The organism is Luteolibacter pohnpeiensis, assembly GCF_016595435.1.
Lineage (GTDB): Bacteria > Verrucomicrobiota > Verrucomicrobiia > Verrucomicrobiales > Akkermansiaceae > Luteolibacter > Luteolibacter pohnpeiensis.
Window position 1 is genome coordinate 98525 of sequence record NZ_JAENIJ010000008.1, and the last position, 24735, is coordinate 123259.

22 protein-coding genes are annotated in these 24735 nt (G+C 54.1%); 16 read left to right on the forward strand and 6 right to left on the reverse strand.

Features of this window, described 5'->3' with window-relative positions; genetic code table 11:
* Position 1: 1 nt before the first annotated feature.
* From JIN85_RS07065 to JIN85_RS07090, 6 genes are all read right to left on the reverse strand, one after another.
* Positions 2-1402, reverse strand: coding sequence for a hypothetical protein (locus tag JIN85_RS07065; RefSeq protein WP_200269057.1), 1401 nt, complete (start codon positions 1400-1402; stop codon positions 2-4).
* A 108-nt stretch (positions 1403-1510) separates the two neighbouring features.
* A complete protein-coding gene (locus JIN85_RS07070; protein ID WP_200269059.1) occupies positions 1511-2824 on the reverse strand; it encodes an ABC1 kinase family protein in 1314 nt (437 codons plus the stop codon).
* The gene (locus JIN85_RS07075; RefSeq protein WP_200269061.1) at positions 2825-3514 is read right to left on the reverse strand and encodes a hypothetical protein; all 690 of its coding nucleotides are present in this window, start codon (positions 3512-3514) and stop codon (positions 2825-2827) included.
* A 46-nt stretch (positions 3515-3560) separates the two neighbouring features.
* Complete coding sequence (gene lipB, locus JIN85_RS07080) at positions 3561-4193, reverse strand: lipoyl(octanoyl) transferase LipB (protein WP_200269063.1); 633 nt, start codon at positions 4191-4193, stop codon at positions 3561-3563.
* Positions 4194-4199: 6 nt separating this feature from the next.
* Positions 4200-4703, reverse strand: coding sequence for a crossover junction endodeoxyribonuclease RuvC (gene ruvC / locus JIN85_RS07085; RefSeq protein WP_200269065.1), 504 nt, complete (start codon positions 4701-4703; stop codon positions 4200-4202).
* A gap of 59 nt (positions 4704-4762) precedes the next feature.
* Complete coding sequence (locus JIN85_RS07090) at positions 4763-5956, reverse strand: DEAD/DEAH box helicase (RefSeq protein WP_200269067.1); 1194 nt, start codon at positions 5954-5956, stop codon at positions 4763-4765.
* 264 nt (positions 5957-6220) lie between these two features.
* Here JIN85_RS07090 and JIN85_RS07095 point away from each other — a divergent pair, with 264 nt between their 5' ends.
* From JIN85_RS07095 to JIN85_RS07170, 16 genes are all read left to right on the forward strand, one after another.
* Complete coding sequence (locus tag JIN85_RS07095; RefSeq protein WP_200269069.1) at positions 6221-6607, forward strand: ApaG domain-containing protein; 387 nt, start codon at positions 6221-6223, stop codon at positions 6605-6607.
* A gap of 374 nt (positions 6608-6981) precedes the next feature.
* Positions 6982-7728: a pyridoxine 5'-phosphate synthase gene (locus JIN85_RS07100; RefSeq protein ID WP_200269071.1), complete on the forward strand. Its 747-nt coding sequence runs from the start codon at positions 6982-6984 to the stop codon at positions 7726-7728.
* Between the two features lie 9 nt (positions 7729-7737).
* Positions 7738-8124, forward strand: coding sequence for a holo-ACP synthase (gene acpS / locus JIN85_RS07105; RefSeq protein ID WP_200269072.1), 387 nt, complete (start codon positions 7738-7740; stop codon positions 8122-8124).
* 72 nt (positions 8125-8196) lie between these two features.
* A complete protein-coding gene (hemB, locus tag JIN85_RS07110) occupies positions 8197-9192 on the forward strand; it encodes a porphobilinogen synthase (RefSeq protein ID WP_200269074.1) in 996 nt (331 codons plus the stop codon).
* 83 nt (positions 9193-9275) lie between these two features.
* A complete protein-coding gene (locus tag JIN85_RS07115) occupies positions 9276-10580 on the forward strand; it encodes an AI-2E family transporter (RefSeq protein ID WP_200269076.1) in 1305 nt (434 codons plus the stop codon).
* Positions 10552-11688, forward strand: coding sequence for a serine hydrolase domain-containing protein (locus tag JIN85_RS07120; RefSeq protein ID WP_200269078.1), 1137 nt, complete (start codon positions 10552-10554; stop codon positions 11686-11688). The genes JIN85_RS07115 and JIN85_RS07120 overlap by 29 nt, the downstream gene beginning before the upstream one ends.
* 127 nt (positions 11689-11815) lie before the next feature.
* Positions 11816-12586: an RDD family protein gene (locus JIN85_RS07125; protein WP_200269080.1), complete on the forward strand. Its 771-nt coding sequence runs from the start codon at positions 11816-11818 to the stop codon at positions 12584-12586.
* Complete coding sequence (locus tag JIN85_RS21305) at positions 12562-13557, forward strand: stage II sporulation protein M (RefSeq protein WP_200269081.1); 996 nt, start codon at positions 12562-12564, stop codon at positions 13555-13557. The genes JIN85_RS07125 and JIN85_RS21305 overlap by 25 nt, the downstream gene beginning before the upstream one ends.
* On the forward strand, positions 13544-15028 hold the full coding sequence (locus JIN85_RS07135; protein ID WP_200269083.1) for a hypothetical protein: 1485 nt from the start codon (positions 13544-13546) through the stop codon (positions 15026-15028). The genes JIN85_RS21305 and JIN85_RS07135 overlap by 14 nt, the downstream gene beginning before the upstream one ends.
* Entirely contained in the window at positions 15025-16119 is a 1095-nt protein-coding gene (locus tag JIN85_RS07140) for a DUF4350 domain-containing protein (protein ID WP_200269085.1), read from the forward strand. Before JIN85_RS07135 ends, JIN85_RS07140 begins: the two co-directional genes overlap by 4 nt.
* Before the next feature lie 10 nt (positions 16120-16129).
* The gene (locus JIN85_RS07145) at positions 16130-17119 is read left to right on the forward strand and encodes an AAA family ATPase (RefSeq protein ID WP_200269087.1); all 990 of its coding nucleotides are present in this window, start codon (positions 16130-16132) and stop codon (positions 17117-17119) included.
* A gap of 50 nt (positions 17120-17169) precedes the next feature.
* On the forward strand, positions 17170-18474 hold the full coding sequence (locus JIN85_RS07150) for a DUF58 domain-containing protein (RefSeq protein ID WP_200269089.1): 1305 nt from the start codon (positions 17170-17172) through the stop codon (positions 18472-18474).
* Positions 18475-18614: 140 nt separating this feature from the next.
* Positions 18615-21731 (forward strand): response regulator, encoded by a 3117-nt coding sequence (locus JIN85_RS07155; RefSeq protein WP_200269091.1) that lies wholly within the window; start codon positions 18615-18617, stop codon positions 21729-21731.
* Positions 21728-22567 carry a CheR family methyltransferase gene (locus JIN85_RS07160; protein ID WP_200269093.1) on the forward strand — a complete coding sequence of 280 codons (840 nt, stop codon included), beginning with the start codon at positions 21728-21730 and terminating at the stop codon, positions 22565-22567. Before JIN85_RS07155 ends, JIN85_RS07160 begins: the two co-directional genes overlap by 4 nt.
* On the forward strand, positions 22564-23160 hold the full coding sequence (locus JIN85_RS07165; RefSeq protein WP_200269095.1) for a chemotaxis protein CheB: 597 nt from the start codon (positions 22564-22566) through the stop codon (positions 23158-23160). The genes JIN85_RS07160 and JIN85_RS07165 overlap by 4 nt, the downstream gene beginning before the upstream one ends.
* Positions 23157-24728, forward strand: coding sequence for an ATP-binding response regulator (locus JIN85_RS07170; RefSeq protein WP_200269097.1), 1572 nt, complete (start codon positions 23157-23159; stop codon positions 24726-24728). Before JIN85_RS07165 ends, JIN85_RS07170 begins: the two co-directional genes overlap by 4 nt.
* The last annotated feature ends 7 nt before the right edge of the window (positions 24729-24735 follow it).

Consider the following 24735-nt stretch of genomic DNA (forward strand, 5'->3'; position numbering starts at 1 on the left):
TTTATTCGATTTTCATGAGATAGAGTCGGCAGGTGTCCGGATTGATCTGCCCAAACTCCGTATAGGTTCCTGTCGTTCCTATGAGTGTCCAGTGTCCCGTATTCAATCGAAAGGTGCCCTTCAGTTCGGTCGATGCAAATAACGGAAAGGTCACGTCAGGAATCCATGCGTCACCTGATTTGATACGACGCATGACGGAGTCGCCTAAGTGTTCAACTTTTACGATCGTCCCCGAAAAGTAGACTCCGGCCTCGTCCTGCTCGACCTTGCCATTTAGGGTGGAACCGATATTCCGGGTTTCGTAGGAGGTTCCCATGCTTGGTTGCTCTGGTGTGCTCTCCGTTGAGCTTTCGTCAGGATTTGAAGATTTGGCAGGCATCCATTCTGTTGGATAAATATATTCGATCGTTTGGCTAAATCCTGAATCCAGATTCATTTGTGCTCGCGCGGATAGTTGGTCCGAGATTTTAGCAGTTGATGATTCGAGCCATTGAGGGATCGCTTGCTCTGCTGACCAGCAGGCGGTTGTTAGCTCATTCGAGTCCAACCAGGCAGAGAATGTCATTTGAGGTATTTCAACGACTCTCATTGAGATCGTGAAGGATTCAGACTTGAGATTTGACTTTGGAATATGCGTGGATTCTGGAATGTCACCTCGCGTTAGGACGACTCTTGCAGTTCGAGTAGTCTCTGTTTCGGAAATGGGTTTGTCAGTCCTGAAGAGCAATTTGACTTCGCCGGGGAAACAAGGTGTTAAGGGAATCGGTAACCAATCGGGATCTGGATCTGCGAATGGATCATCATGATCTTTTGGAACTTCAGGCAGGCGACAATTCCAGATTTTCGGTAAGAAGACATCGGTAGATTGCTGTGTTTTTTTCTCAAGCATTCCGTAATTTAACGACGGGATCAATTTCTCCACTGATTCGAACGTCGAGCTGAGTCTGACGTTGTCTTCTACTCTCGTAATCCCAGCGATCGTAGTGAAACCCGCATTTCTAGTTTGAAAAGAAACGGGTTTCGCCCATGTCCCTGGGGCGGAGGGATCATAGCTAGTTGGATAGATTTGTTCTGCGGTGAAACTCGTTTGAGCAGTTCGATTTTCGGTGCCGAGGGATAGGGTCGTTTGCACCAACGTCGCCTGATTCTCGGCAACCCATTTTAGAATTTGCGCCCGGAGTGGCTTGTCGTCGGTTGAAGGTGGTTGGGCGTCCATCCATTGATCCAGCATATCAGCAGGAACATCGAAATACTCGAGGACGTTCACAAATGCCTGGCCTGGTGGTGGCAGTTCTTTCTTCTCAGGAGCCTTTTTGACGAAGGGATTTTTTTCATCCGCAGCCTGGGTGAGAGGAAGGGCTAGAATGGGCGCGAGGGCTAAAGTTAGATATTTGGTTTTCATGGCATTGCTTTTCTCAGCGCAGCTACGAAAACATATCTAACCGACCCTTGTGCCAAACGGCGATCAAAGCTTTGCAAAAGTTCTGCAAAACTTCCTCGCACAGACCGCTCAAGCGACGTCTTTGAGGAATCCGGGCATGGAGATGCGAATCTTGGCGCGTAGCATCCCTTCCAAATTGTAGAGCCCGAAATAGGCTCGGTTGAGGTAGAGCGCCTCTGGGTTGCCGCGGCCGCGCTGGGCACGCTGAAGCTGCGGATCAACCTTGGCACGTTCGCCGAATTCGAAGATTTCCCGGAGATAGGTGGCGTCGGAAAAATCAAATTCTTCCTGCCAGAACGGGCGGCCTAACAGTTCAATTGATTCACGTATCCACGGCCGGAGGAAATTCCGTTCTTCCACGCTTTCGCCGACTTTGAACAGGGTGAGCCGTTCTAACAACTCATCGAGCTGCGATTCACGCGCGTGTTGATAGCAGGCCATCAATGCAAAGTAATCCTGATAGAAATCGGGCTCCAGCGCTTTTACACAGCCGAAATCGAGTACCCAAAGCTGGCCATCCTTGACGATGAAGTTTCCCGCATGGGGATCGGCGTGGAAGATGCGCAGCTCGTGAATCTGATGATGATAAAAGTCCCACAGGGATTGCCCGATCTGATTCCGTTCTTCCTGCGACGCATCGGTTTTGGCGAATTGATCCACGTGCAATCCATCAATCCAATCCATGGTTAGAATCTTATCGCGGCTCAGTTCGGGGTAGTACGTTGGAAATCGTACATTCTCGATCTCAGCAGTCGCCTTGCTTAACTCGACGGATCTCCGAAGTTCATGCGCATAATCGGTTTCCTCCAACAAGCGCTTCTTCACTTCGCCCAGGTAGGGATCGATGGTTTCGGCATCGAGTTTGAATAAGGCCATCGCCAACGGACGGACGATGCGAAGATCGGAATCGAGGCTGTCGGCGACGCCTGGATATTGGACTTTCACAGCGTAGTCCTTGCCATTTTTACGGGCTTTGTGAACTTGCCCGATTGACGCTCCAGCGACGGCTTCGGTGGAAAATTCGTCGAAAATCTCCGTGGGTTTCTTGCCGAATTCGCGTTGAAAGCTACGGACGACCAGTGGGTAGGAAAGAGGTGGAGCGGTGTATTGTGCCTTCGAAAATTCGCGGATGTATTGATCCGGCATCAGGTTTTGATCAAGGCTCAACATCTGCGCCACTTTGAGCGGGCCGCCTTTTAGTTTGCTGAATGCTTTATAGGTGTCGATGGCGGTTTCATCATGAAACGAAGCCCGGGCATTTGGGTCGCCCATGCCGGAGCGACCTTTATATTTCAGGTAATTCACGCCGATTTTCGCGCCGGTTGCGGCGAGCGAGGCGGCGCGTGCGACCTTGCTTTTTGGAATGGAACGTTGCCCGGACATTCAGCGGAAGTTGTTTCGGGGAGTGAGGAATCGGGCCAGATCAAAGGCGGATTCGATCACGCTCCAGCGCGCTGCATCGAAGAAAAATCGGACGGATTTCTCGATCAACGCATCGGTGTCTTCAAACTTACTGCTCGTATCCCGGCGGTAATAATCCAGCAGCCATAAGAGGTGCAATTTCAGACCTCGCTTGTAAATCGAGTCCAGCTTTGACGGCCCGGCGATGCTTCCTTCCAGACGACCCTCGGCGATAATCGCCTCCGCGAATTGACTGAAAACGTCGGTCATTCCGGAAATCACCCTGGCTGACTCAAGCTTGCGTGGCAGGCGGCAGAGTAGCTTTGAGCGATGCTGCAGCATGCCTTCGAAGAAGGTGAAATAAAACGCCAGCAGTTTCTGGCGGGCGTCGTATTCTGCGGCGTCGGGATCGCCATTCACGATCGCTACGGTTTCCTCGGTAAAACTGCGCCAGAAGGCTTTTTCGATGGCCTGGAAGGTGCTGAAATGGGCGTAAAATTCCTCCTCTTTCCAGCCATGGTCCTTGGTGAACTTGAAGACCGAGGCCGGTTCCTGGCCATGTTCCAGAACGTAGTTCCAGTAGGCTTCTTCGATCAGCTCCTTGACGGGTTGAGCTGCGGATTTTTTGCCCCGGGGTGCTTTGACAGCAGCAGATGTGCTCGCTTTTGGCATACCTCAGGATGCCACGAAATTTTCCTGCGTCAATCGGACGGTTTGGTCACTCTTTGGAATGCTCGAATTGCTTTCGCAGCGCGGCGGAAATCGATGCGGCAGCCTCAGCGATCGTAATTTCGCGGCCAGCTTCGCTTTCCAGTGAGGTCATGCTGACGCCATCCAGACCACATGGGGTGATGGCAAAAAACGGTGGCAGGCTGGCGCGGGTGATGTTGATCGCAAACCCATGCATCGAAATCCATTTGCGGACGCCGACGCCGATCGAGGCGAGTTTCCGGTTTTCTACCCAAACGCCGGTCAAACCTTCCCGCCGACCCGCTTGGACGCCGAAATCCGCACAACCTTGGATCAAGGCCTCTTCGATCAAGCGCAGATGATCGTGCAAATCCCGGCCACGGTTCGATAGATCGAGGTGCGGGTAGCCGACAATCTGGCCGGGCCCGTGAAATGTCGCCTGGCCGCCACGGTTGGTTTCATGAACCGGATAGGGAAGGGAAGTCGCATCGCGCAGTGAGGATTGATCGCGCAGCCGACCGATGGTGTAAACCGGTTGATGCTCTAACAGATAGACCGTTTCCGCTTTCTCCTTCGCATGGATCGCGGCAACCGTCGATTCCTGCAATTTCAGTCCGTCATCGTAATCGATGAAACCGGGGAGGTGGAGAATTTCGAGCATGGTGGTTCAGACGATTCGCCGATCGAGCAGCTTGGCCTTGAGCGGATCAGAAGCTTGCAAGTGCGCCATCGCGATCGCAAGCGCGTCCGCAGCATCCGGTGGCGGTGTTTCAGCGAGGCCGAGGAGGGCGCGGACCATGAAAGCGACTTGTTGTTTGTCCGCGGTGCCTTTGCCGACGACCGAGAGCTTCACCTTTTTCGGCGAGTATTCGTAAACCGTCAACCCATGGTCCGCAGCGGCGATCAGGGCGGCGGCGCGGGCGGCACCCATGGAAATTGCCGTTTGGTGCGATTGCACGTAGATGATGCCTTCGACCGCGACTTCATCAGGCTCGAATTTGGCGATCACATTGGCCAGGTGAGCCCGCACGGCAGCCAGCGCTCCGGATTGGCTGACGCTACGCGGGATCGAAATGGTGTCGAACGCCAGCACGGTGGGTCGGCGTGGATCTCCCTCCAGCACGGCGTAGCCCGTGTTGCGGATAGCGGGGTCGATGGAGAGCACTCTCATCCGGGATCAGAGTGGAAATGCAAAACAGAGTGACCGGTCGACGGCTGGGAATTTCCCAATTAGCGGCGCTTTTTGCCCGGCGGTTTTTTGCGGCGGATCGGCTTCGGCGGGGAATCGTCCAACAGAGCGGTGTAGATATAGGAGAAGTTTTCCAGTTTCTTGCGCGCGATCGTTTGATCGATAAAGACTTCGACGGATTTCGCGTAGTCGAGCTCGTCAGCCGTGAGAATGGTGAACGCATCGCCTTCCGCTTCCGCGCGACCGGTCCGGCCGATGCGGTGGACGTAGTCTTCGGCGTTTTCAGGGACCCGGTAGTTGATGACGTGGGAAACGCCGGAAATGTCGATGCCGCGGGCGGCGACATCGGTGGCCACCAAGATTTCGTAATCGCCAGCCTTGAATCCAGCCAGGGCCTTCATCCGATCCACCTGGCTGATGTCCGAGTGCATGGCGGCGACTTTCTTTTGACCGCTTTCCTTGATCATGTTGGTGACCTCATCCGCTTCCTTGCGGGTGCGGGTGAAAATCATCACCGAGTGATAGTCCGTTTCTTTCAGCAAGGCGAGCAGCAGTTCGTCACGCTGATCCATCGCGACTGGGTAAAACGCGTGAGTCACCGTGGAGGCGACGGCACGGCGTGCGATCTCGATGCTGACAGGATCGGTCAGGCACCATTGGGCGAAGGTCTGGATCGCCGGAGGCATCGTGGCGGAGAAAAACAGCGTCTGACGGCCATCCCATGGGCAGAGATTGACGATTTTGCGGACCTGCGGAAGGAAACCCATGTCGAGCATGCGGTCGACTTCGTCGAGGATCAGGACTTTGACTTCACCAAAGCGCATGGTGGCGCGGTAGAAGTGATCGACCAGGCGACCCGGGGTTGCGACCACGATATCGACACCGGCGGTGAGTGCGTCTGACTGTTTTCCCAGGCCGACACCGCCGTAGAGAAGAGCGACTTTGAGACCGGTGTGCTTGCCGTATTTTTCGAACTGCTCGGCAACCTGGTGGGCCAATTCGCGAGTTGGCTCCAGCACCAGGATCTGCGGTTTGCCGAGTTTTTCGATTTTTGAAAGCGTCGGCAAAGCAAAGGCTGCGGTCTTTCCGGTTCCGGTTTGCGATGCGCCAATGACATCCTTGCCATCAAGAATGACAGGGATCGCCTGCGCCTGGATCGGGGTGGGGGTGGTATATCCGGATTCCCCGATTGCTTCGAGAACGGGTGCGGAGAGTCCTAGTGTGTCAAATCCCATGTGGGGGCTGTATTACGAGCCACAGCCGAGGTGGTCAAGTGGAGATGATGCCTGCAAATTTCAACCTTTCGCCCACACAGTCAGGAATGAATCAAATCCTGTGGTGTGAGGTGGCTGTCAGTTGATTGCCAGGTGTTGCTGGGGGCGCCCCATTGTCAGCTGTGCGCACTGCCTTCATTTTCTACTTTGGTTCAGCGGTGGAAAGCATCAGGCGTTTGTCCTTTCGTGCTTGGCAGTCTGGAAATCCCGCCGGACGATCCCGTCATGGCGCATGCAATCCAGGAATTCGATGGCCTCCAGGTGAAGGTCGACGACGTGATCTACATGCCGAGTCTTGAGGCTCCGGCGGACAAACCGCATCCGTTTGTGTATTTCATCTCGATCCATAACGATTCGCCATTACCAGTGATCATTCGTGCCCGCAAATGGGTGGTGCGTGAGAAAAGCGGCGAAGTCACCGTGGTGGAGGGCGATGGCATCGTTGGACAAACTCCGATGATCGCGCCAGGTGAACATTTTTCCTACAATAGCTACCACGTAGTCGCGGAATCTGCAGATGTCAGCGGCGCGTTTTTTGGTGAAACAGTAACGGGTGATTGGTTCTTCACTCGTATTCCGGAATTCAAACTAGAGCCGCCGATTGAGAACTAAACCCAAGTCTTCTTGATGACTGATCACTGAGGCTCCGTTTATTTCGTAGATGCTGGTTGATTCGGTGAAGTAGCTGAAATAGGTCGAAATTTTAGCTCATTCAGTGGGTTACGCGATGGCGTAATGGCCTTGTGGCCGATTTTGGGACATGTTGTTCCTGTCAGCGAGACGGGCCTCCCCCCAACCCATCGGAGCTGATTCAGGAGTGTTCATTCCACAGAAAAGCAAATCGGACGGCTGCCGAAATCCCCCCATCGGCAGCCGCTTTTTTTGGCCGCGACGCCGAGAATGCGGTTCAAATTGAGGGTGAAAATGGGCCGCGAGAAAGCAATCCCCGCGCTTGCGGTGTCGGGCCGTCCAGTTTAGATCGGCACATGTCATTGCTTCTCGGAGTCAATATCGATCATGTGGCAACCCTGCGCCAAGCTCGCTACGCGAGAATGCTGGAATCACCAAATGCTGAGCCATCCCCCCTGCAGGCAGGTTTGGATGCACTGGAAGGCGGCGCCGACTCCATCACGATTCACGTTCGCGGGGACCGGAGGCACATGCAAACATCGGATGCTTTTTTGATCCGGGCAGAGGTTGGACTTCCGCTGAATTTTGAGATGGGAGTCACCGAGGAAATGGCGGCGATCGCTTTGAAATTGAAGCCGGACTTTGCCTGCCTGGTCCCTGAAAGTCGGGAGGAAGTCACCACTGAAGGCGGATTGGATGTTCGTGGTCGATTTGACGGAACCCGAATGATGGTAGCCCGATTGCAAGACGCCGGAATTCGAGTCAGTTTGTTCATCGATCCGGATCTCGCTCAGATTGAAGCGGCGGCGGAGACCTGTGCCGACATGATCGAACTTCACACCGGTGCATTCGCAAATGCGGAAGGTGCGGCTCAGGATGCCGAACTGGAACGGCTTGTGACTGCCGCGAAGGATGGCAAGGCCTGTGCCCTGCAGGTCAATGCCGGACATGGCATCAACTACAGCAACATCGGCAAAATCCTGACAGTGCCTCATTTGGCGGAGCTCAACATCGGCCACAGCATCGTCGCACGCGCCATGCGCTATGGCTTCATCACCGCAGTGAAGGATATGAAGGCCTTGATGGCAAATTACGACCTCTAGGTTTCCACAATGCGGATTTTTGGAATCGGAATTGATGTGGTGGAAGTGGACAGGATTGCATCTGCGATCGAACGCCACGGTGAGCCATTTTTAGCGCGGCTGTTCACTCAGGCAGAGCGTGACTATTGCGCGGCCCAAAAGAAACCAGCGCTTCATTACGCGGCCAGATTTGCCGCAAAAGAAGCCGTGTCAAAGGCGCTCGGGACCGGGATTGGTGGCGAGGCAGGCTGGTTGGATTTGGAAATCGTTCGCGGTCCGACCGGAGCTCCGAAATTGATGCTGAGTGGCGCGGCTGCTGATTTTGCCAAGCGCGAGGGAATCCGCGAGGTCAGCATCAGCCTGACTCACGCCAAGGAATACGCCGCCGCAAATGCGGTGGCCGTGGCGGATTCCTGAAAATCCCTGAAGTAAGGAAATTCCCTTTTCTAAGTCTTGTATCGGGACTGCCGAGTGCCGACGCTCCCGCGCATGAACCTATCGATTCGCCCGCGTCGCAATCGTCGCAGCAGTGCCATCCGGTCCATGGTCCGGGAAACGGTTTTGACCCCTGGGGATTTGATCCTTCCGGTATTTTTGCATGAAGATGAGGAAGATACGCCTCTGAGTTCAATGCCGGGATGCACCCGATGGTCGATTCCTGGGTTGGTGAAAGAAGCCGGGGAAGCCCTGGCTGCGGGTGTCCCCGGGGTGGTGCTTTTTCCGAAGATTGAAGAGTCACTGAAATCTTCACACGGCGAAGAATCCTATCGCGAGGATGGACTCGTTCCTCGTGCGATCCGCGCACTCAAGGAAGCCTATCCGAAGTTGTGCGTGATCACTGATGTGGCGCTCGATCCCTATAGCTCAGACGGTCATGATGGCGTGGTTCGCCGTGATAAAAATGGCGAGTTGGAGATTTTGAACGACGAGACTGTGGAAATCCTGTGCAAACAAGCGCTCTGCCACGCTCGCGCTGGCGCGGATATTGTCTCTCCATCGGACATGATGGATGGCCGGGTCGCGGCGATCCGTGCCGTCCTCGATGCGGAAGGATTCACCGATGTGCTGATCATGAGTTACACGGCGAAATACGCTTCTTCTTTCTATGGGCCGTTTCGCGGTGCTCTGGATTCGCAACCGAAGGAAGGGGACAAGAAAACCTATCAAATGGATCCCGGCAATATCCGCGAAGCCATGCGCGAAACGCTTCTGGATGAGGCGGAGGGAGCTGACGTTTTAATGGTCAAGCCAGCCGGACCGTATTTGGACGTGATTTCAAAAGTGCGTGAAAATTCGACCCTGCCCGTCGCCGCTTACCAGGTGAGCGGTGAGTATTTGATGCTGAAAAGCGCATCAGCCGCAGGCTGGTTGGACGAAAAGGGAATTGTGCTGGAATCCCTAATGGGCATCAAGCGGGCCGGGGCTGACATGATCCTGACCTACTTCGCCAAACACGCCGCCAAATGGTTGGCAGAAAAATCGTAGGATACATCTGGAGATTCGTTCGTTGAGCGAGTATCATCCCAGGCAACGAGATGGAGTTCGGTCAAAAGCGGAGTCGGATCAAAGTGGAGCCAATCCTTGGTGGATTGGCGCTGTTTCTATTGTTGCTGGGATGTGTTTTGGTCCTCAGACCCTTCCTTTCGGCCGTGATTTGGGCGATCGTGCTCGCTTATTCGCTGAGCCCTTTGCAGAAGCGGTTTACCCGCTGGTTTCGCGGTTCGCGCACTTTGGCGGCTTGTTTGGTAACGCTGACGTTAACCGTGACCCTGGCCGGACCACTGACAGTCATCGGCTTCAGCGTGGCTGAGGACGGGAAATCATTGGCCACAGCGACCAAAAAGTGGTTTTCCACGCCGCCGGCAAATCCACCGGAGTGGTTGGCGAATTTACCCGTCGTGGGAGACGAGGTGACCACCTACTGGTCGGAATTTTCCGCAGGTCAGAAACGTTGGATGGACGATTTGGAGCGCGCCTCTCATGTGGAGGAGAATGCACCGCGTCCGCAAATCGTCGTCGAAGACGGCGAAGATCCGATTTTGAAGGATGCGCCGCCGGTAGAACCTATCGCGCCCAAAGTGGCAAGTGAGGAGGCACCCGATGATGCCGCGGATGGCCCGCATTCCACAAATATGGTGATCTTGTTGGGCAAGATCATCGCTTGGGCAAGAGGTTGGCTTCTGAGTGTAGGAGTGACCTTGTTACAAGGGATCAGCCAGGTGCTGATCAGTGCGTTTTTGACCTTTTTCCTTTTGCGGGATGCGTCGGTTCTCTCGGAACGTCTCGGCGTGACTGTGGATCGGCTGGCCGGCTGGCGGGGGCGCCGACTGCTTCAGGTAGCAGGTGATACGGTGCGCGGGGTGATGTATGGCATCATCGGCACGGCATTGGCCCAAGCGTTGGTGGCAGGGCTTGGCTTTTGGATTGCCGGGGTGCCGGGGCCGGTGCTGTTGGCTGGTCTAACTTTCTTTTTCGCCGTGATCCCGTTCGGTCCGCCGCTGGTCTGGATTCCTGCTGCTCTGTGGCTGTTTTCCCAGGAAACTCCAGGGTGGGGCATTTTCATGCTCGTTTGGGGCATTTTCGGAATCAGCGGGGTGGATAACATTTTGCGGCCGTATTTGATCAGCGCGAACAGCAAGATGCCATTTGCGCTGATCTTCTGTGGCGTGATTGGCGGTGCTTTGTCATTCGGGCTGGCAGGGGTTTTCCTTGGGCCGACATTGCTTGCGGTTGCATTCCGATTGATCGAAGAATGGTCCGCAAATCCGGCGATGGCCCGGCGTTCTGCAGAAGACGAAACAAGTTCAGGATTGCAAGAAGAGCTAGGATCGGCAAAGCCGTTGCATGGCGGTAGCTCCATCAGTGCTGGGTGAGATTGCGGAGGTTTTCGAGCGGAACTTCCGGGAACGTGGTGAACTGGGTGCCTCGATCAGCATCTGGTGGAATGGGATCGAACTTCTGAGCGAAAGTGCCGGATGGTGCGAAAAAGAACAGCTCCGGCCCTGGGATTCGGCCACCATGGTGCCTGTCTATTCCGCAACAAAGGGACCGGCCGCAGCCACCTTGCTGGTCGCTTTGGAATCGGCCGGGTTGAATCCGTCGTCGCGGGTTCGTGAAGTATGGTCGCGATTTCCCGTCGCGGAAGCGACTTTTGCCCATTTGTTATCCCATCAATGCGGACTCCCAGCCTTGGATCAGAGAGCCAGCGTATGGGATCATGAAGCGGTCGTGGCCGCGATTGAAGAGCAGGAACCGGCCTGGCAGTTAGGCCATGGTCATGGCTATCATCCGAGGACTTTCGGAGCATTGTTAGAAGAACCTGTTAGACGGCTCACCGGCATGCCTCTGGGTGAGTATTGGCGGCAGAAAATTGGCGACCCTCTGAATCTCGATTTCTGGATCGGCTTGCCTGAGAAATATTGGCCCCGGGTTGCCAAGCTGTATCCCGGGAAAGCTGCGAAAAGTGATCTCGAAGAAGGGTTTTATCGAGAGTTCAACCAAGAGGGAACCCTGACAAGGCGGGCATTTTCCTCCCCGCGAGGATTGCATTCCGTGCAGGAAATGAACGATCCCAAGGCGTGGTCGGCAGGGATTTGCTCTATGGGGGGCATTGGCACCGCGTCCGCCTTGGCCAAATTCTATCAGGCGGCAATCGGTGCTCTGGAAAGCCCGCTGTCTACTGAAGTTCGGTTGGCGTTGGCGACGGTGCAAAGTGCTGCCGAGGACCGGGTCTTGCTGCGTCCCACCGTTTTTACCTGCGGCTGTCAAAAGGATCCAGTGGGAGTGGATGGTGAAAAAATCCGCCGATTGTATGGGAAGAATCAAGCAGCCTTCGGTCATCCTGGAGCAGGTGGCAGTCATGGCTTCGGGGATCCTGAAACCGGCATTTCCTTTGCCTACGTGATGAATCAGATGGAGCTGAGTGTCATGCCGGGACAAAAATGTGTGGAGATGATTGAGGCACTTTATGATGGGCTATAATCCACCGAGGTGAATCGTCCGATCCTGAGTGTTCGAAAGATCATGGTATGCGTTGCCTCGATGTTTTCGGTTTCGAGATTTCTTTACGTGCCACAGATTCCACTTAGTCTGCAGCCACCGATTGAGAATGATGGTCGTGGAGAAGCTGGACACCTTGCAATCTGTTGAACTCGCGGAAGGCGTCGAGATTCGTCTTAGAATGGCGGGACCCATGGTTCGTGCGGGGGCATTCATGTTGGATTTATTGATCCGTATCCTGGCGTTGTTTGTGATCGGACTTTGCCTCGGTTGGGCTGGTGTCGCACTGGGCGGCCGAGTGATCAGCGGCATCGGCTTGCTGGTTTGGTTTTTGATGGATTGGTTTTATCCAGTGATCTTCGAAGCCGGAGCCTGGGGGGCGACACCCGGCAAGCGGATGATGGGGCTGCGTGTGATCCAGGCAAACGGTTCTCCCATTACATTTGGCCAGGCGATGGTTCGAAATTTCATGCGATTCATCGATGCCATGCCGATATTCACTTATGGATTCGGAGTCGCGAGCTGCTTGTCCTCCAAGCGTTTTCAGCGATTGGGTGATCTGGCTGCCGGAACGGTGGTGGTTTATGATCGGTTGCAGGCCATGCCGGTGATCGCGTCACCACCTCCCATGGCGGCGATCCCATTGCCTGTGGGTCTTTCGGCAGATGAAACGCGAGCCTTGATCATGTTCAGGGATCGTTCCGGACTTTGGTCGGAAGGTCGCCGGGTCGAAATTGCGGATCAAATCGTCAGCCTTAGCGGAGTAGCGGGAACTGCTGGTGTGAATCGATTGATGGCGATGGCGCACTGGGTGCAGGAGCGTCGCAGTGATGCTCCCGTGGCCAAAGTCGAAAAGTGGAAGGGAGTGGAGACGAAATGACACCGGGTGATTTTGAACACAAAAACTCACAGCGTTGGTTGGAATACGAACGACTGGTGGCCGGTTTGGAATCTGGAAAGCCGAACGAGCACGCGGATCAGCTTCCACGTCGGTTCCGTGAGCTTTGCATCGACCTCTCACTGGTCGAGTCACGCATGTATGGCGATCGCCTGCATGAGCGTCTGAATGGTCTGGTAATTCGAGGTTACAACGTCATCTACCGTGGCAAAAGAGGGGGCTTTGAACATGCGGTCTCATTTGTAACCTGGAGATTTCCATGTGCGGTAAGGCGTGAGTGGCGGCTTTTCCTGCTGTGCAGTCTGGTCTTTTGGTTGCCGTTTTTCGCAATGATACTTTCGGCGAAGCACGATATGTCCTGGATTCAATCCGTCCTCGGACCAGCTGGCATGGCGTCGATGGAGCAAATGTATGGCGGCAAGGAACAACAAATCGCCCACTTGAGGTCCGAGTATGGATCGAACTTCATGATGTTTTGTTTCTACATCTATAACAACGTCGGCATAGATTTCCGGATTTTTGCGGGCGGCATGGCGGCAGGCGTCGGAACCTTATTTTTCCTGTTGTTCAATGGGGTCTACATGGGAGCTGCGGCAGGATATGTGAATCAGGTTGGCAATCCTGAGTCATTCTGGACCTTTGTAATCGGACATTCCTCGTTTGAGTTGTTAGGGATGATTGTCGCTGGAATGGCCGGCATGAGGGTGGGGTTGGCCATCCTGAATCCCGGGCGATTGCCGCGCGTCCGGGCATTGGTCGAAGCGACCAAGCGATCGCTTCCCTTGATCTATGGCGCCGCTGTCATGACAGCCATGGCTGCGGTGGTTGAAGGTTTTTGGTCAGCTCAGGAGATCCCCTCGAATATCAAATACGGTGTGGGTGCCACGGGGTGGGTTTTGGTAAGCGCGTATCTATTGTTAGTTGGGAGGAACCGCGGTTATGAGGTTGGATGAGGTTACTGCGGAAATCCGCCCCCGTAGCGATTGGGAGGCGGTGGATCTTGGATTTGCGATGGTCCGGCGTCATTTTTGGCGCTGCCTGATTCTGTGGTGGATGGCGTTGGGAATTCCCATTGCGGTGCTTGGCTGGTTGTTGTGGGATCACCCTGCGCTGTATCTCGCCTTGATTTGGTGGTTTAAGCCAGCTGGTTCGCGGATGGTGTTGTTCGAGCTCAGTCGGCGGCTGTTTGGGGAAAAACCCAGTTGGAAATCTATCTGGAGGGAAGTCCCTCGGGTATGGGTTCGCCGTCTCTTTTTCAGGTTTGGCTTCGGTCGCTTGTCGCCCTGGCTTCCAATCACACTTGCGGTGGATGATTTGGAAGGACTACGGGGAAAGCATTATAAAATGCGGGCACGGCAGCTTTCTCGCCGCGGGGATGGAGCTGTGACATGGATTTTTCTATCAGCAGACTTGGCAACCGCCTGGTTTGCCATCGGCCTGATTGGGCTCGGGGCGATCATGCTGCCATCTGGTCAGGACGCGCCCTGGACAGAGGCGATGCAATCGTGGTCTTCGGATGAGCCGTTTGTGATTCCGCTACTGGTGATGCGCACCGTTGCCTTTGCCACGATCCTCTCCATGTCACTCGTGGATCTTTTTCTAACCGGAGCGGGGTTTGGAATCTACGTCAACAATCGTACTTGGATCGAGGGATGGGATGTTGAGTTGGCGTTCAAACGCCTGGGACAGCGGCTTGGCAAAGTTGCAGCCGGAGCGGCGGTGTTGTTCTTCTTCATTCTTCCTGCCATTTCCTCAGCACGCCCCCAGAGCATGACAGTTGGGAACCCTCCGCCTGCGGAAGTGATCCGAGAGATCAAATCGAATCCGGATTTTGAGGTGCATACCATAACGCGTAAAATCCCCAAGGAAGAGCCCAAAAAATCATCTACCCGCCGGAGTTGGTTGGAAGATATTTTTGGGTCGATCCCCCCCGAAATCATTCCATTGTTCCTCTATTCGCTTTTAGGATTGGTGATCTGCTTTTTGGCCTGGGTGATCTGGCGTTTCCGACACGCATTTATCTACCGGGGTGGAATTGCCTCAACTTCCGCGACCGTACCCTCGGCGCGAGTGGTGATGGGAATGGAAGTTACTCCTGAATCCTTACCGGATGATATTCCGGCAGCGGTCATGGCTTTGTGGCAGCGTGGATTGCGCCAAGAAGCACTCGGATTGCTTTACCGTGGAGCCATTTCAAAAGTCATGGTGTTGGCCCATGTCGAAATTCAGGAATCGGATACCGAGGGAGATTGTCTTGAACGGGTACGCCATGCCGGTGCTGTCGCACATCCGGATTACTTCGGGAGCTTGACTCATACTTGGATGAGAATGGCGTATGCGGGTACCGCTCCCGCAGATCTTGAGGTGGGAACTTTGTGTAGCAGCTGGCCATTCCAGGCGCTGCCGGAAAGGAGGCGGGCATGAAGGCATGGATTTATGCAATTGCAGGCGGGCTTCTGCTTTTCTTGTGCGGTTGCGAATATAAGGAAGTGACCGTGGAGACTGGCTACAAGGGGAAAGCGAGGGTGAATCCTTGGCTTGCCGCGCAGCGGTTTTCAGAGGCCTACGCGGATGAGGTGAAGTCGCTGTCTTCCTGGTCAACTCCGGACTGGAGCGATGCGATGTGTCTGGTCCCGGCGACATCACTCTCGAACGAGGGATACACGCGCCCCCTTGAACAATGGGTTCGCGAAGGTGGCCATCTGGTGGTGCTGGTGAATTATGCCGATGGCTCAACCAATGATTGGAGCCTCTACAGCAACGAAGTTAAATTGTCCGATCCACTTCTAGAGATGCTCGATCGATCGGGAATCGAGTTGAAACCATTCGGAAACGTCGCAGAGGCTGTGGATCGGGTAAAGTTCCGTGGTGCTCAATTCGAGGTTGCTGAAGACTCGACTTCGGTGGTTTCGTCAAATGGAGGAAAGGCTGGATATTTTGCCAGTGTGCCTTTGGAAAGTGGCAGAATTACCGTGGTGACGGATGCTCGGATTTTCCGCAACCGGTGGATTGGTGATAAGGATCACGCCGCTTTGTTGAAGGCAATGATTGATGCATCCCGTTCAGGAAGTATCATTTTTCTTCGCGGGGGTGCGGTTTCACTCTGGCGAATGTTACTGCAGTATTTATGGCCAGTGTTGATCGGCCTCGGGGTGTTGGTGGTCCTTTGGCTGTGGAAAAATTTCAGCCGATTCGGGCCCTTGGAAGCGGCGGAAGCGCCGTCGCCTTTGCGGGGCTACGATCATCATCTGGAAGCCTTGGGCGATTTCCAATGGCGTCTCGAAAAGGCGGTTTCGTTGCTCAGACCGCTCCGCGAACAGATCATAGAGCGCGGCCAGCACTGGAGTCTGAAAGCTGGTCACCGCGATGACGATTTTTTTCAATGGCTGGCAGATCGCGCAGGCTTGAGCCGCGACCGCGTGGCGCGGGCATTGTCCGAAACCACTCCTTCAGATTCGGCCGTGCTGATTCGGACTACGGCGGACCTGCAACAACTTTCAAAAGTGCTGAACTGAATTTTCTAACATGACACAAGACTTGAATCCTGAAACCCCGAGCCATCCACCTGTCAACAGCCTGGCTGAACTGATCCATCGCATCCGCGATCAAATCCGGCGCGTCATTATCGGGCAGGATGTGGTGATTGACCAGGTGTTGGCGGCATTGCTGGCAGGTGGTCACGTGCTTTTGGAAGGCAAGCCTGGCCTCGGGAAAACCTATCTTGTCACCACACTAGCCAAGGCATTTGGCGGCAGCTCGACACGAATTCAATTCACCCCGGACCTGATGCCATCGGATGTCACCGGCTTCCGGCTGTTTGACATGAAAAGCCAGACGTTCCAACTCCGCCACGGTCCGATTTTTACCAATCTCCTCCTGGCGGACGAAATCAACCGTGCCCCCGCGAAAACTCAGGCCGCGTTGTTGGAAGTGATGCAGGAACGCCAGGTCACGATTGATGGTGAAACCATGCGTCTGCAGCCGCCTTTCATGACCTTGGCAACCCAGAACCCAGTGGAGCATGAAGGAACGTATCCTCTGCCGGAGGCGCAACTCGACCGGTTCCTGATGAAAGTCCTGATCGATTATCCGGATCGGGAAGCCGAGTGCTCGATCGTCGAGATGGCTGCAGCTGAGTTTCCTGGCGCTCAATCAGCGGACTCAACAGCCGTCTGCGGACCGCAGGAAATCATCGCCGCGCAACAGGCGACTGCTGCGGTGCAGGTCGTGCCGGAAGTGACCAACTATGCCGTCGCAATCGCAAGAGCAACGCGGGAAGCAAGGTCGATCGGACTGGGAGCGGGAACGCGCGGTGCGATCAGTTTGGTTAAAATCGGCAAGGCTTTTGCGGCCTTGGATGGACGGAATTATGTGGTGCCAGATGATGTGAAAAAAGCCGCACTCCCTGTGCTGCGGCACCGGGTTCAATTGACACCTGAAGTGGCGATCAGCGGCCAGGACATCGACGAAGTTCTGCGTGCGATTGTGGATAGCGTTCCCGCACCACGGCAGTAATCGGGCATGAACCACCATCCACCAATCCGACGGAAAAAGCGCCCTTGAGTATGAGCCCAACATCAAAATGGCTCGGCCTCGCGACGGTCTGGTTGATCGTTTCCGTGATTGCCGTGTTGAACCCGTTAGCGGCGATCGTCTGGATGGGATTGGGGGCGGTGTTCGGCGGTCTTTTGTTAATCGATGGTCTTCTGCTTCTTGCCTATGCTCCCATGAAAGTGGAGCGTCGGCTGCCGGGGAGGTTCGCTCTGGGCGAGGCTGGCGAAGTCCGATTGATTCTGAAAAATTCCGGTAAATGGATCGCTAAGGTTGAGATTTTTGACGGTGTCCCACAAGGGGCAACGGCCACAGGAATGCCGTGGGGGGGAGTGATACCAGTCGGCGGTGAAGCGCGGATTTTTCATCCTGTGCGGTTGTTCGAACGTGGAGAAAAAGTCTTTGGCCCGGTTCATGTTAGACGGACCTCGCCGATCGGATTTTGGGCGAGGAAGACCTACCATCTGGAACCTCAGACCGTCCGGGTCTATCCGAACTATGAGCCGGTGATTCGGTTTGCATTGCTGGCGATGGCGAATCGTGAAAACCCGCTTGGCATCGTGCACCGTTCGCTGGCAGGTACCAGCCGCGAGTTTCATCAACTACGCGATTACCGCGATGGAGATCCGCTCTCGCAAATTGATTGGAAGGCGACATCGCGCAGACAGATTTTGATCAGTCGTGATTTCCAGGAACAACGCAATCAATCGGTGGTCTTTCTGTTAGATACAGGCCGCCGGATGAGAGCCATGGATGGAGATCTGCCGCAATTCGATCACGCGCTGAATGCCATTTTGCTGGTTTCCCACATTGCTTTGAAACAAGGGGATCAGGTCGCGGTGAAATCATTCGGCGGCACCGAGCGCTGGCTTCCACCGGTCAAAGGAGCTCATGCGATGCCCGTCCTCCTGAATCACCTTTACGATTATCAGACCACCGCGGCACCCAGCGATTTCGCGGGCGCTGTGGAGCAACTGATGGCTCGCCAGCGCAGACGATCCTTGGTCATCGTGATGACGAACCTTCGTGGTGAAGACGGCAAGGAATTGGTCCCAGCGATGCAGGTCTTGAAGACCAAACATTTGGTTCTGCTTGCCAGCTTGAAAGAGCGATCGATTTCCGATTCGGTGGAGAGTCCCGTCGAGTCGTTTGCAGATGCATTGAAATATCTCGCCGCCGGTCGCTACATGAGTGAACGGGAGGAAATCCTGCGGGAATTGGGCGCTTTGGGTGTCTTGTCATTAGACTCAACCGCACAAAATTTCGCGGTCGCTTTGGCAAATCGCTATCTGGACATCAAAGCTGCCGGACGTCTGTAAGAGCGCGAAATGGTGAGTGCCTCACCGATGTCAAATTTCGCGGCGAAATTGGATGCAGATTGTGAATCATGGCGTAGATTCCGCACTTCTTGACCGCATCGGCCCGAAGGAGGCACGATGCGGCAAGAAACCGTGAATCTATGAATCGCTTCAAAACTCAGTCCGCCCCCATTGCCCTCATTGCTGCCGGGGTTACGCTTGCAGCGGTCTATGTGGTGGATTTCTTTTCGGACCCGGGTATCGCGGTCTTCATCCTTTTTCTGGTTCCGGTCGTTCTGACGTTCTTTTCCTGGCGGCCTTTATTGCCAATCATTGCGGGTTTTATTTCCACCACGCTGATCTTGATGAATTACATCATGACGCCGGTGGGGCCAAATCCCGAGATGGTCCAATTGAACCGTAGTTTTTGCATTTTGACGCTATGGGTGGTTTCGGCGATTGGGATGATCTTCATCAGAGCGCGTTTGGTCTCACGCCGCGAAAACTGGCTTCGTGCAGGCCAGACGGAACTGGGTATCAAGCTGGTGGGAGAGCAATGGATGGATGCCCTTGGCGATGGGATTCTAAAATTCCTTTGCGGATATCTTGATGCCCAAGCTGGAGCGATGTTTGTGGAGGATGGCACGGAGTTTCATCGCGTTTCGACCTATGCGGCGGCGGTGGATTCGGTTCCAAAAACATTTTCAAAGGGTGACGGCGTTCTCTCCCAGGCGGTCAAAGATGGTCAGTGCTTCGTCGTCAGCGATGTTCCTGATGGATACCTTTCCGTGGGTTCGAGCTTCGGGAAATCAGCACCACGCCATTTGCTGGTCATGCCGATACATGTGGAAGGCCAGGTGAAGGCGGTGTTGGAACTGGGCTTCTTCAAACCGGTTCAGGAAAGTGACAAGGAATTGCTGGCACGGGTGGAATCATCCATCGGGGTAGCGATCCGTTCGGTGAAGTATCGCATGAGATTGCGTGAGTTGTTAGAGCAAACTCAGCAGCAGTCTGAGGAAGTGCAGGCGCAAAGCGAAGAACTCCGGGTTTCCAATGAAGAGCTGGAGGAACAATCCCGTGCCCTGATGGAATCCCAGTCCAGACTGGAACTGCAGCAAACCGAGTTGGAGCAAAACAATGTCCAGTTGGAGGAGCAAACGCAGATGCTCGAACAACAAAAACGCTATCTGGTCAATGCCAAGGAAGCTCTTGAGAAGCAGGCATGGGAAGTGGAGCGTGCGAGCCGCTACAAGTCGGATTTCCTGGCCAACATGTCTCACGAATTGCGCACGCCGCTCAATTCATCCCTGATCCTTGCCAAGCTTTTGGCGGAAAATCGCAATGGGAATCTAACCGATGAGCAGATCAAGTTCGCCCAGACCATCGAGTCTTCCGGCAATGATTTGTTGGTCTTGATCAATGACGTCTTGGATCTTTCCAAAATCGAAGCCGGTCACATGGAAATACATCCCGAGCGCATGCAGCTCGATCGTTTGGTCAATACCCTGCAGGATGTCTTTGAACCAGTGGCCACCCAGAAATCCCTCGGCTTCCAAATTGAAATCGGTCCGCAGGTTCCTGACAGTCTGATCACGGACCGGCAGCGCTTGGAGCAGGTGTTGAAGAATCTGCTATCAAACGCGCTGAAATTCACCGAAAGCGGTTCGGTTGCGTTGCGGATCTCCCGAACTCCCGGTGATCAGATTGCATTTGCCGTGAGTGATACGGGCATCGGCATCGAGTCGGAGCAGCAACAGGCGATATTCGATCCATTCTTCCAAGGTGATGGGACCACAAGCCGAAAGTACGGCGGAACCGGACTCGGGCTTTCCATTTCCCGCAATCTAACACGCTTGCTAGGCGGAGAAATCGATTTGGTAAGTGAGGCAGGAAAGGGTACGACTTTCACCGTAACTCTTCCGGAGAAGTTCGAGAGTTCACTCGACGTCCACGACGCGTTGCTTCCGTTGGAAAACCACAGAAAAGTTGAACCGCCGACAGCAAACTTGAAATCCGAGGAGCCGGTTGAAACTCTCCCAACTGCGGAATTTGGCGTAGTGCCGGACGATCGTGAAACACTCAACGGCAGTCGCCCACTGATTCTCGCGGTTGAGGATGATCGGCCATTTGCGGAGATCATCTATCATCTCGCTCATGAGATGGATTTCCAATGCATCATCGCAACCAGTGCGGAGGAGGCGCTGGTGCTTGCTCGTGGCCATTTGCCGAGTGCCATCGTCCTGGATGTCGGATTACCCGACAATTCCGGTCTGATTGTTCTGGAACGATTAAAGAGCGATTCCAAAACCCGGCATATTCCTGTCCACGTTGTTTCTGCCAGTGACTACACTCAAACCGCGATGGCTCTGGGCGCGGTTGGATATATGTTGAAGCCAGTAAAGCGGGAAGAACTTGCCCTGGCATTCCGTAATCTGGAACAGCGCCTGACGCAAAAAATGCGACGTGTCTTGGTCGTCGAAGATGATCCGGTGCAAATGGAGGCCATGAGTGAGTTGTTAGGCTCCCGCGATGTCGAAACTCTTGGCGCACGTACGGCGGCGGAATGCCTTGAGCATTTGAAGAGCACTTCGTTTGACTGCATGGTGCTTGATCTCAGCTTGCCTGATGAATCCGGGTTTTCATTGCTCGAGAAGTTAAGTCAGGAGGATACGTATTCATTCCCCCCGGTGATCGTTTACACCGGGCGTGAATTGTCAGGAATGGAAGAGCAACGGCTGCGCAAGTATTCCAAGTCAATCATCATCAAGGGCGCGAAATCACACGAGAGGTTGTTAGATGAAGTTTCGCTATTTCTTCACCAGGTGGTTTCAGATCTTCCACCCGAGAAACAACGCATGCTTGAGAAAGCAAGCAATCGCGATGCCGCATTGGAAGGACGCCGAATCTTGGTGGCGGAAGATGATGTCCGAAATGTGTTCGCGCTTACCAGTTTGTTGGAAGGCCGCGGAGTGAAGCTGCAAATTGCTCGAAACGGAAGGGAAGCTGTGGATGCGCTTGATCGTGCGGCGAAGGATCCGAAAGCAGCGGTTGATCTCGTATTGATGGACATCATGATGCCGGAGATGGATGGCTTGGCCGCCATGCGTGAAATCCGCAAGCGGAGGGAGTGGAGCAAACTTCCGATCATTGCCCTGACAGCCAAAGCAATGAAAAGTGATCAAGAGCAATGCCTTGCAGCAGGCGCGAATGATTACCTGGCGAAGCCGCTGGACGTTGAAAAACTATTGTCCCTGATCCGGGTCTGGATGCCGCGATGAGTAGCGAAGTGTCAGAAACGGAGAAGATCGAGTTATCGCTATTTTTAGAAGCGATTTACCGGAAGTATCATTACGATTTTCGGAACTACTCGCCGGCATCGCTGAAACGCCGTCTGGCTCAGGCGAAGGATCACTTCGGTTGTGAGAGCTACTCGCAACTGCAACACCTGGCGCTTCATGATTCGACCATGGTTTCGCAGTTGTTGCCATTTCTCACGGTTCAGGTGAGTGATATGTTTCGTGATCCCGAGTATTTCCGGGCAATCCGGGAAAAAGTGGTGCCACATTTGAGGACTTATCCGTCTCTGAAGGTCTGGGTCGCAGGTTGCAGCGCTGGCGAAGAACTTCATTCCTTGGCCATTTTATTTCGCGAGGAAGGTCTGGAGAGTCGGACGATTTTCTATGCAACGGATATTAACACGGAAGCATTGAAAAAGGCGGAAAGCGGAGTATATGATCTCAACCGTATCGCCCTTTTCACGGAGAATCACCGAAAGTCAGGCGGGAAGTCATCGTTATCTGAATATTATACCACTGGCTATGGACGGGCGAAATTTGATCAGAGTTTGCGGGAGCGAACCGTGTTTTCAGATCACAGTTTGGTATCGGATGCGGTGTTTGCGGAAACCCACCTCATCTCCTGTCGCAACGTGTTGATCTATTTTAACAGGGAATTGCAGAACCGCGTGGTCGGCTTATTCCATGAGTCGCTCGTCCGTCGTGGTTTTCTTGGTCTGGGTTCGAAGGAAAGTCTGCGATTTTCATCTCTTGCAGATCGATTCAGTGAGTTCGATCTATCAGAAAGAATCTATCAGAAAGAGGGGGAGGGAGTATGACGATTGAACCCTCCATTCCTCCGCCTGGCGGCATCGTGATAGGGGCTTCGATGGGCGCGATCGAAGCGCTTTCGGAAATCTTGCCCGTGTTGCCGGAGGGGTATCCCTTGCCGGTTTTGGTTGTTGTTCACGTTGCGCGAGATCGTAAAAGCGGCTTGCCGGAGTTGTTTGCGAATCGTTGCCGGATCCCCGTGAAAGAAGCGGAGGATAAGGAACCGATTCAGGGTGGAGTGATCTATTTCGCCCCGCCGGATTATCATTTGTTGGTGGAAAATGATTTCAGCCTTTCGCTATCGAATGAGGAACCGGTCCTTTATTCACGTCCAGCCATTGATGTCCTCTTCGATTCCGCTGCAGATGCCTATGGAGATCGTTTGGTTGGCATCGTGCTGACCGGTGCGAGCACCGATGGTGCCAAAGGATTGCGTGCGATCTGCTTGGCCGGAGGAAAAGCGCTCGTTCAAGATCCGGAAACAGCCGCTGGCCAGACGATGCCTCTGGCTGCGCTTGATCTTTGCCCGGATGCACGTTCCTTGCGTCTTGATGAAATCGCGGCCATTTTATCGGCCGATATCGTTGATATTTTGAAATGACCCCAGACCGAAAAATCAAGTTTCTGCTCGTGGATGACCTGGAAGCCAACCTTTTGGCTCTGGAGGAGTTGATCAAGCGCGATGGCCTGGAGGTGCTCAAGGCTCGATCTGGCCCTGAAGCACTGGAGCTTTTGCTGGCCCATGATGTGGCATTGGCCTTTTTGGACGTGCAAATGCCAGGGATGAGCGGATTCGAACTGGCGGAGATCATGCGCGGAACAAATCGGACCCGGAATGTTCCCATCATTTTCCTAACCGCAGGTGTGGTCGATCAAGATCGGAGGATTCGAGGTTATGAAACCGGTGCCGTTGACTTTTTACCGAAGCCGATTGATCCGGGAAATCTGTTAACCAAAGCGGCGACGTTTTTTGAGCTGGCTCGCCAAAGGGAAGAACTCCGCGAGAGTGAAACACGCCTGCGAATCGCAAATGAACAATTGGCTCATCGCAATCAGGCACTGGCAGAAGCTGATAGAAATAAAGATCAGTTTTTAGCGGTATTGGCCCATGAGTTGCGAAATCCACTCGCCCCGATTTTGATGGGATTGGACATGGTCGATTCAGTCGAAGGCTGTCCTGATCAGGTCACTGAGCTGGCAAGAATGATGCGTCGCCAGATGGGGCAAATGGTTCATTTGATCAATGATTTGTTAGATGTATCGCGCATCAATACCGGCAAGATTTCCCTGAAGCGTGAGAAAGTCACATTGGCATCGGTGCTGGATGAGGCGGTCGAGGCATCACGTCCCTTGATCGATGCTCAACATCATGAACTGGTATTTGTCCCCGTCGATGAATCCATGGTGGTAGATGTCGATCGCCATCGCCTTTCACAGGTCATCTCGAATCTGCTCTCGAACGCGGCCAAATACACACCTGCCCATGGTCGGGTCGAGCTATGCACCGAGGTGCCTGAAGAAGGCTGGGTGAAAATATCCGTTAGAGACAATGGAGAAGGGATCACTGCGGATGCACAGGAGCGAATTTTCAAAATGTTCGAACAGATTGATTCAAGCCGGCAGAACGGATTGGGCATCGGTTTGACGTTGGTGAAAAACCTGGTGGAGATGCATGGCGGCTCGATATCCGTTTTTAGTGAAGGCGCAGGGAAGGGCAGTGAGTTTTCAGTGTCACTACCTCTTTTGGAAGGCGGTGAAATCAAAACGGCACAGCAGGATGAAAAGTTGATTGTCGATGCCGAGAAGCTGCATTCAGCCCGGGCCATGGTGGTGGATGATGGCAAGAGCATTGCTGACATGTTGGCCATGTTTCTGCAAAGCGAAGGCGTCGAATCGAAAACTGCTTACGATGGGAAGCGCGCGGTGAGCTTGGCTAAAGAGTTCAAGCCTCATATCGTTTTCATGGATCTCGGAATGCCGGAAATGGACGGCTATCAGGCAGCGAGGGAAATCCGCAAGGATGACAGTGAGGTCATCCTGATTGCTCTAAGTGGTTGGGATCGGCCGGAGGACCGGCAACGTTCTGCAGAGGCTGGATTCGATGGTCATGCGGCCAAACCAGTAACGCCGAACACGTTGAGGGAGTTTCTCAGCATGCTCGAACACTGAGCTGCTG

Bases quoted from the DNA above. Each gene is read 5' to 3' on its own strand.
- JIN85_RS07155 (WP_200269091.1), top strand. From the start codon at position 18,615: ATGAATCGCTTCAAAACTCAGTCCGCCCCCATTGCCCTCATTGCTGCC.
- JIN85_RS07135 (WP_200269083.1), top strand. From the start codon at position 13,544: ATGAGGTTGGATGAGGTTACTGCGGAAATCCGCCCCCGTAGCGATTGG.
- JIN85_RS07150 (WP_200269089.1), top strand. From the start codon at position 17,170: ATGAGCCCAACATCAAAATGGCTCGGCCTCGCGACGGTCTGGTTGATC.
- JIN85_RS07100 (WP_200269071.1), top strand. From the start codon at position 6,982: ATGTCATTGCTTCTCGGAGTCAATATCGATCATGTGGCAACCCTGCGC.
- JIN85_RS07090 (WP_200269067.1), bottom strand. From the start codon at position 5,956: ATGGGATTTGACACACTAGGACTCTCCGCACCCGTTCTCGAAGCAATC.
- acpS (WP_200269072.1), top strand. From the start codon at position 7,738: ATGCGGATTTTTGGAATCGGAATTGATGTGGTGGAAGTGGACAGGATT.
- lipB (WP_200269063.1), bottom strand. From the start codon at position 4,193: ATGCTCGAAATTCTCCACCTCCCCGGTTTCATCGATTACGATGACGGA.
- JIN85_RS07145 (WP_200269087.1), top strand. From the start codon at position 16,130: ATGACACAAGACTTGAATCCTGAAACCCCGAGCCATCCACCTGTCAAC.
- JIN85_RS07165 (WP_200269095.1), top strand. From the start codon at position 22,564: ATGACGATTGAACCCTCCATTCCTCCGCCTGGCGGCATCGTGATAGGG.
- JIN85_RS07075 (WP_200269061.1), bottom strand. From the start codon at position 3,514: ATGCCAAAAGCGAGCACATCTGCTGCTGTCAAAGCACCCCGGGGCAAA.
- JIN85_RS07125 (WP_200269080.1), top strand. From the start codon at position 11,816: ATGATGGTCGTGGAGAAGCTGGACACCTTGCAATCTGTTGAACTCGCG.
- hemB (WP_200269074.1), top strand. From the start codon at position 8,197: ATGAACCTATCGATTCGCCCGCGTCGCAATCGTCGCAGCAGTGCCATC.
- JIN85_RS07070 (WP_200269059.1), bottom strand. From the start codon at position 2,824: ATGTCCGGGCAACGTTCCATTCCAAAAAGCAAGGTCGCACGCGCCGCC.
- JIN85_RS07095 (WP_200269069.1), top strand. From the start codon at position 6,221: ATGGCGCATGCAATCCAGGAATTCGATGGCCTCCAGGTGAAGGTCGAC.
- JIN85_RS07065 (WP_200269057.1), bottom strand. From the start codon at position 1,402: ATGAAAACCAAATATCTAACTTTAGCCCTCGCGCCCATTCTAGCCCTT.
- JIN85_RS07160 (WP_200269093.1), top strand. From the start codon at position 21,728: ATGAGTAGCGAAGTGTCAGAAACGGAGAAGATCGAGTTATCGCTATTT.
- JIN85_RS07170 (WP_200269097.1), top strand. From the start codon at position 23,157: ATGACCCCAGACCGAAAAATCAAGTTTCTGCTCGTGGATGACCTGGAA.
- JIN85_RS07120 (WP_200269078.1), top strand. From the start codon at position 10,552: ATGGCGGTAGCTCCATCAGTGCTGGGTGAGATTGCGGAGGTTTTCGAG.
- JIN85_RS07140 (WP_200269085.1), top strand. From the start codon at position 15,025: ATGAAGGCATGGATTTATGCAATTGCAGGCGGGCTTCTGCTTTTCTTG.
- ruvC (WP_200269065.1), bottom strand. From the start codon at position 4,703: ATGAGAGTGCTCTCCATCGACCCCGCTATCCGCAACACGGGCTACGCC.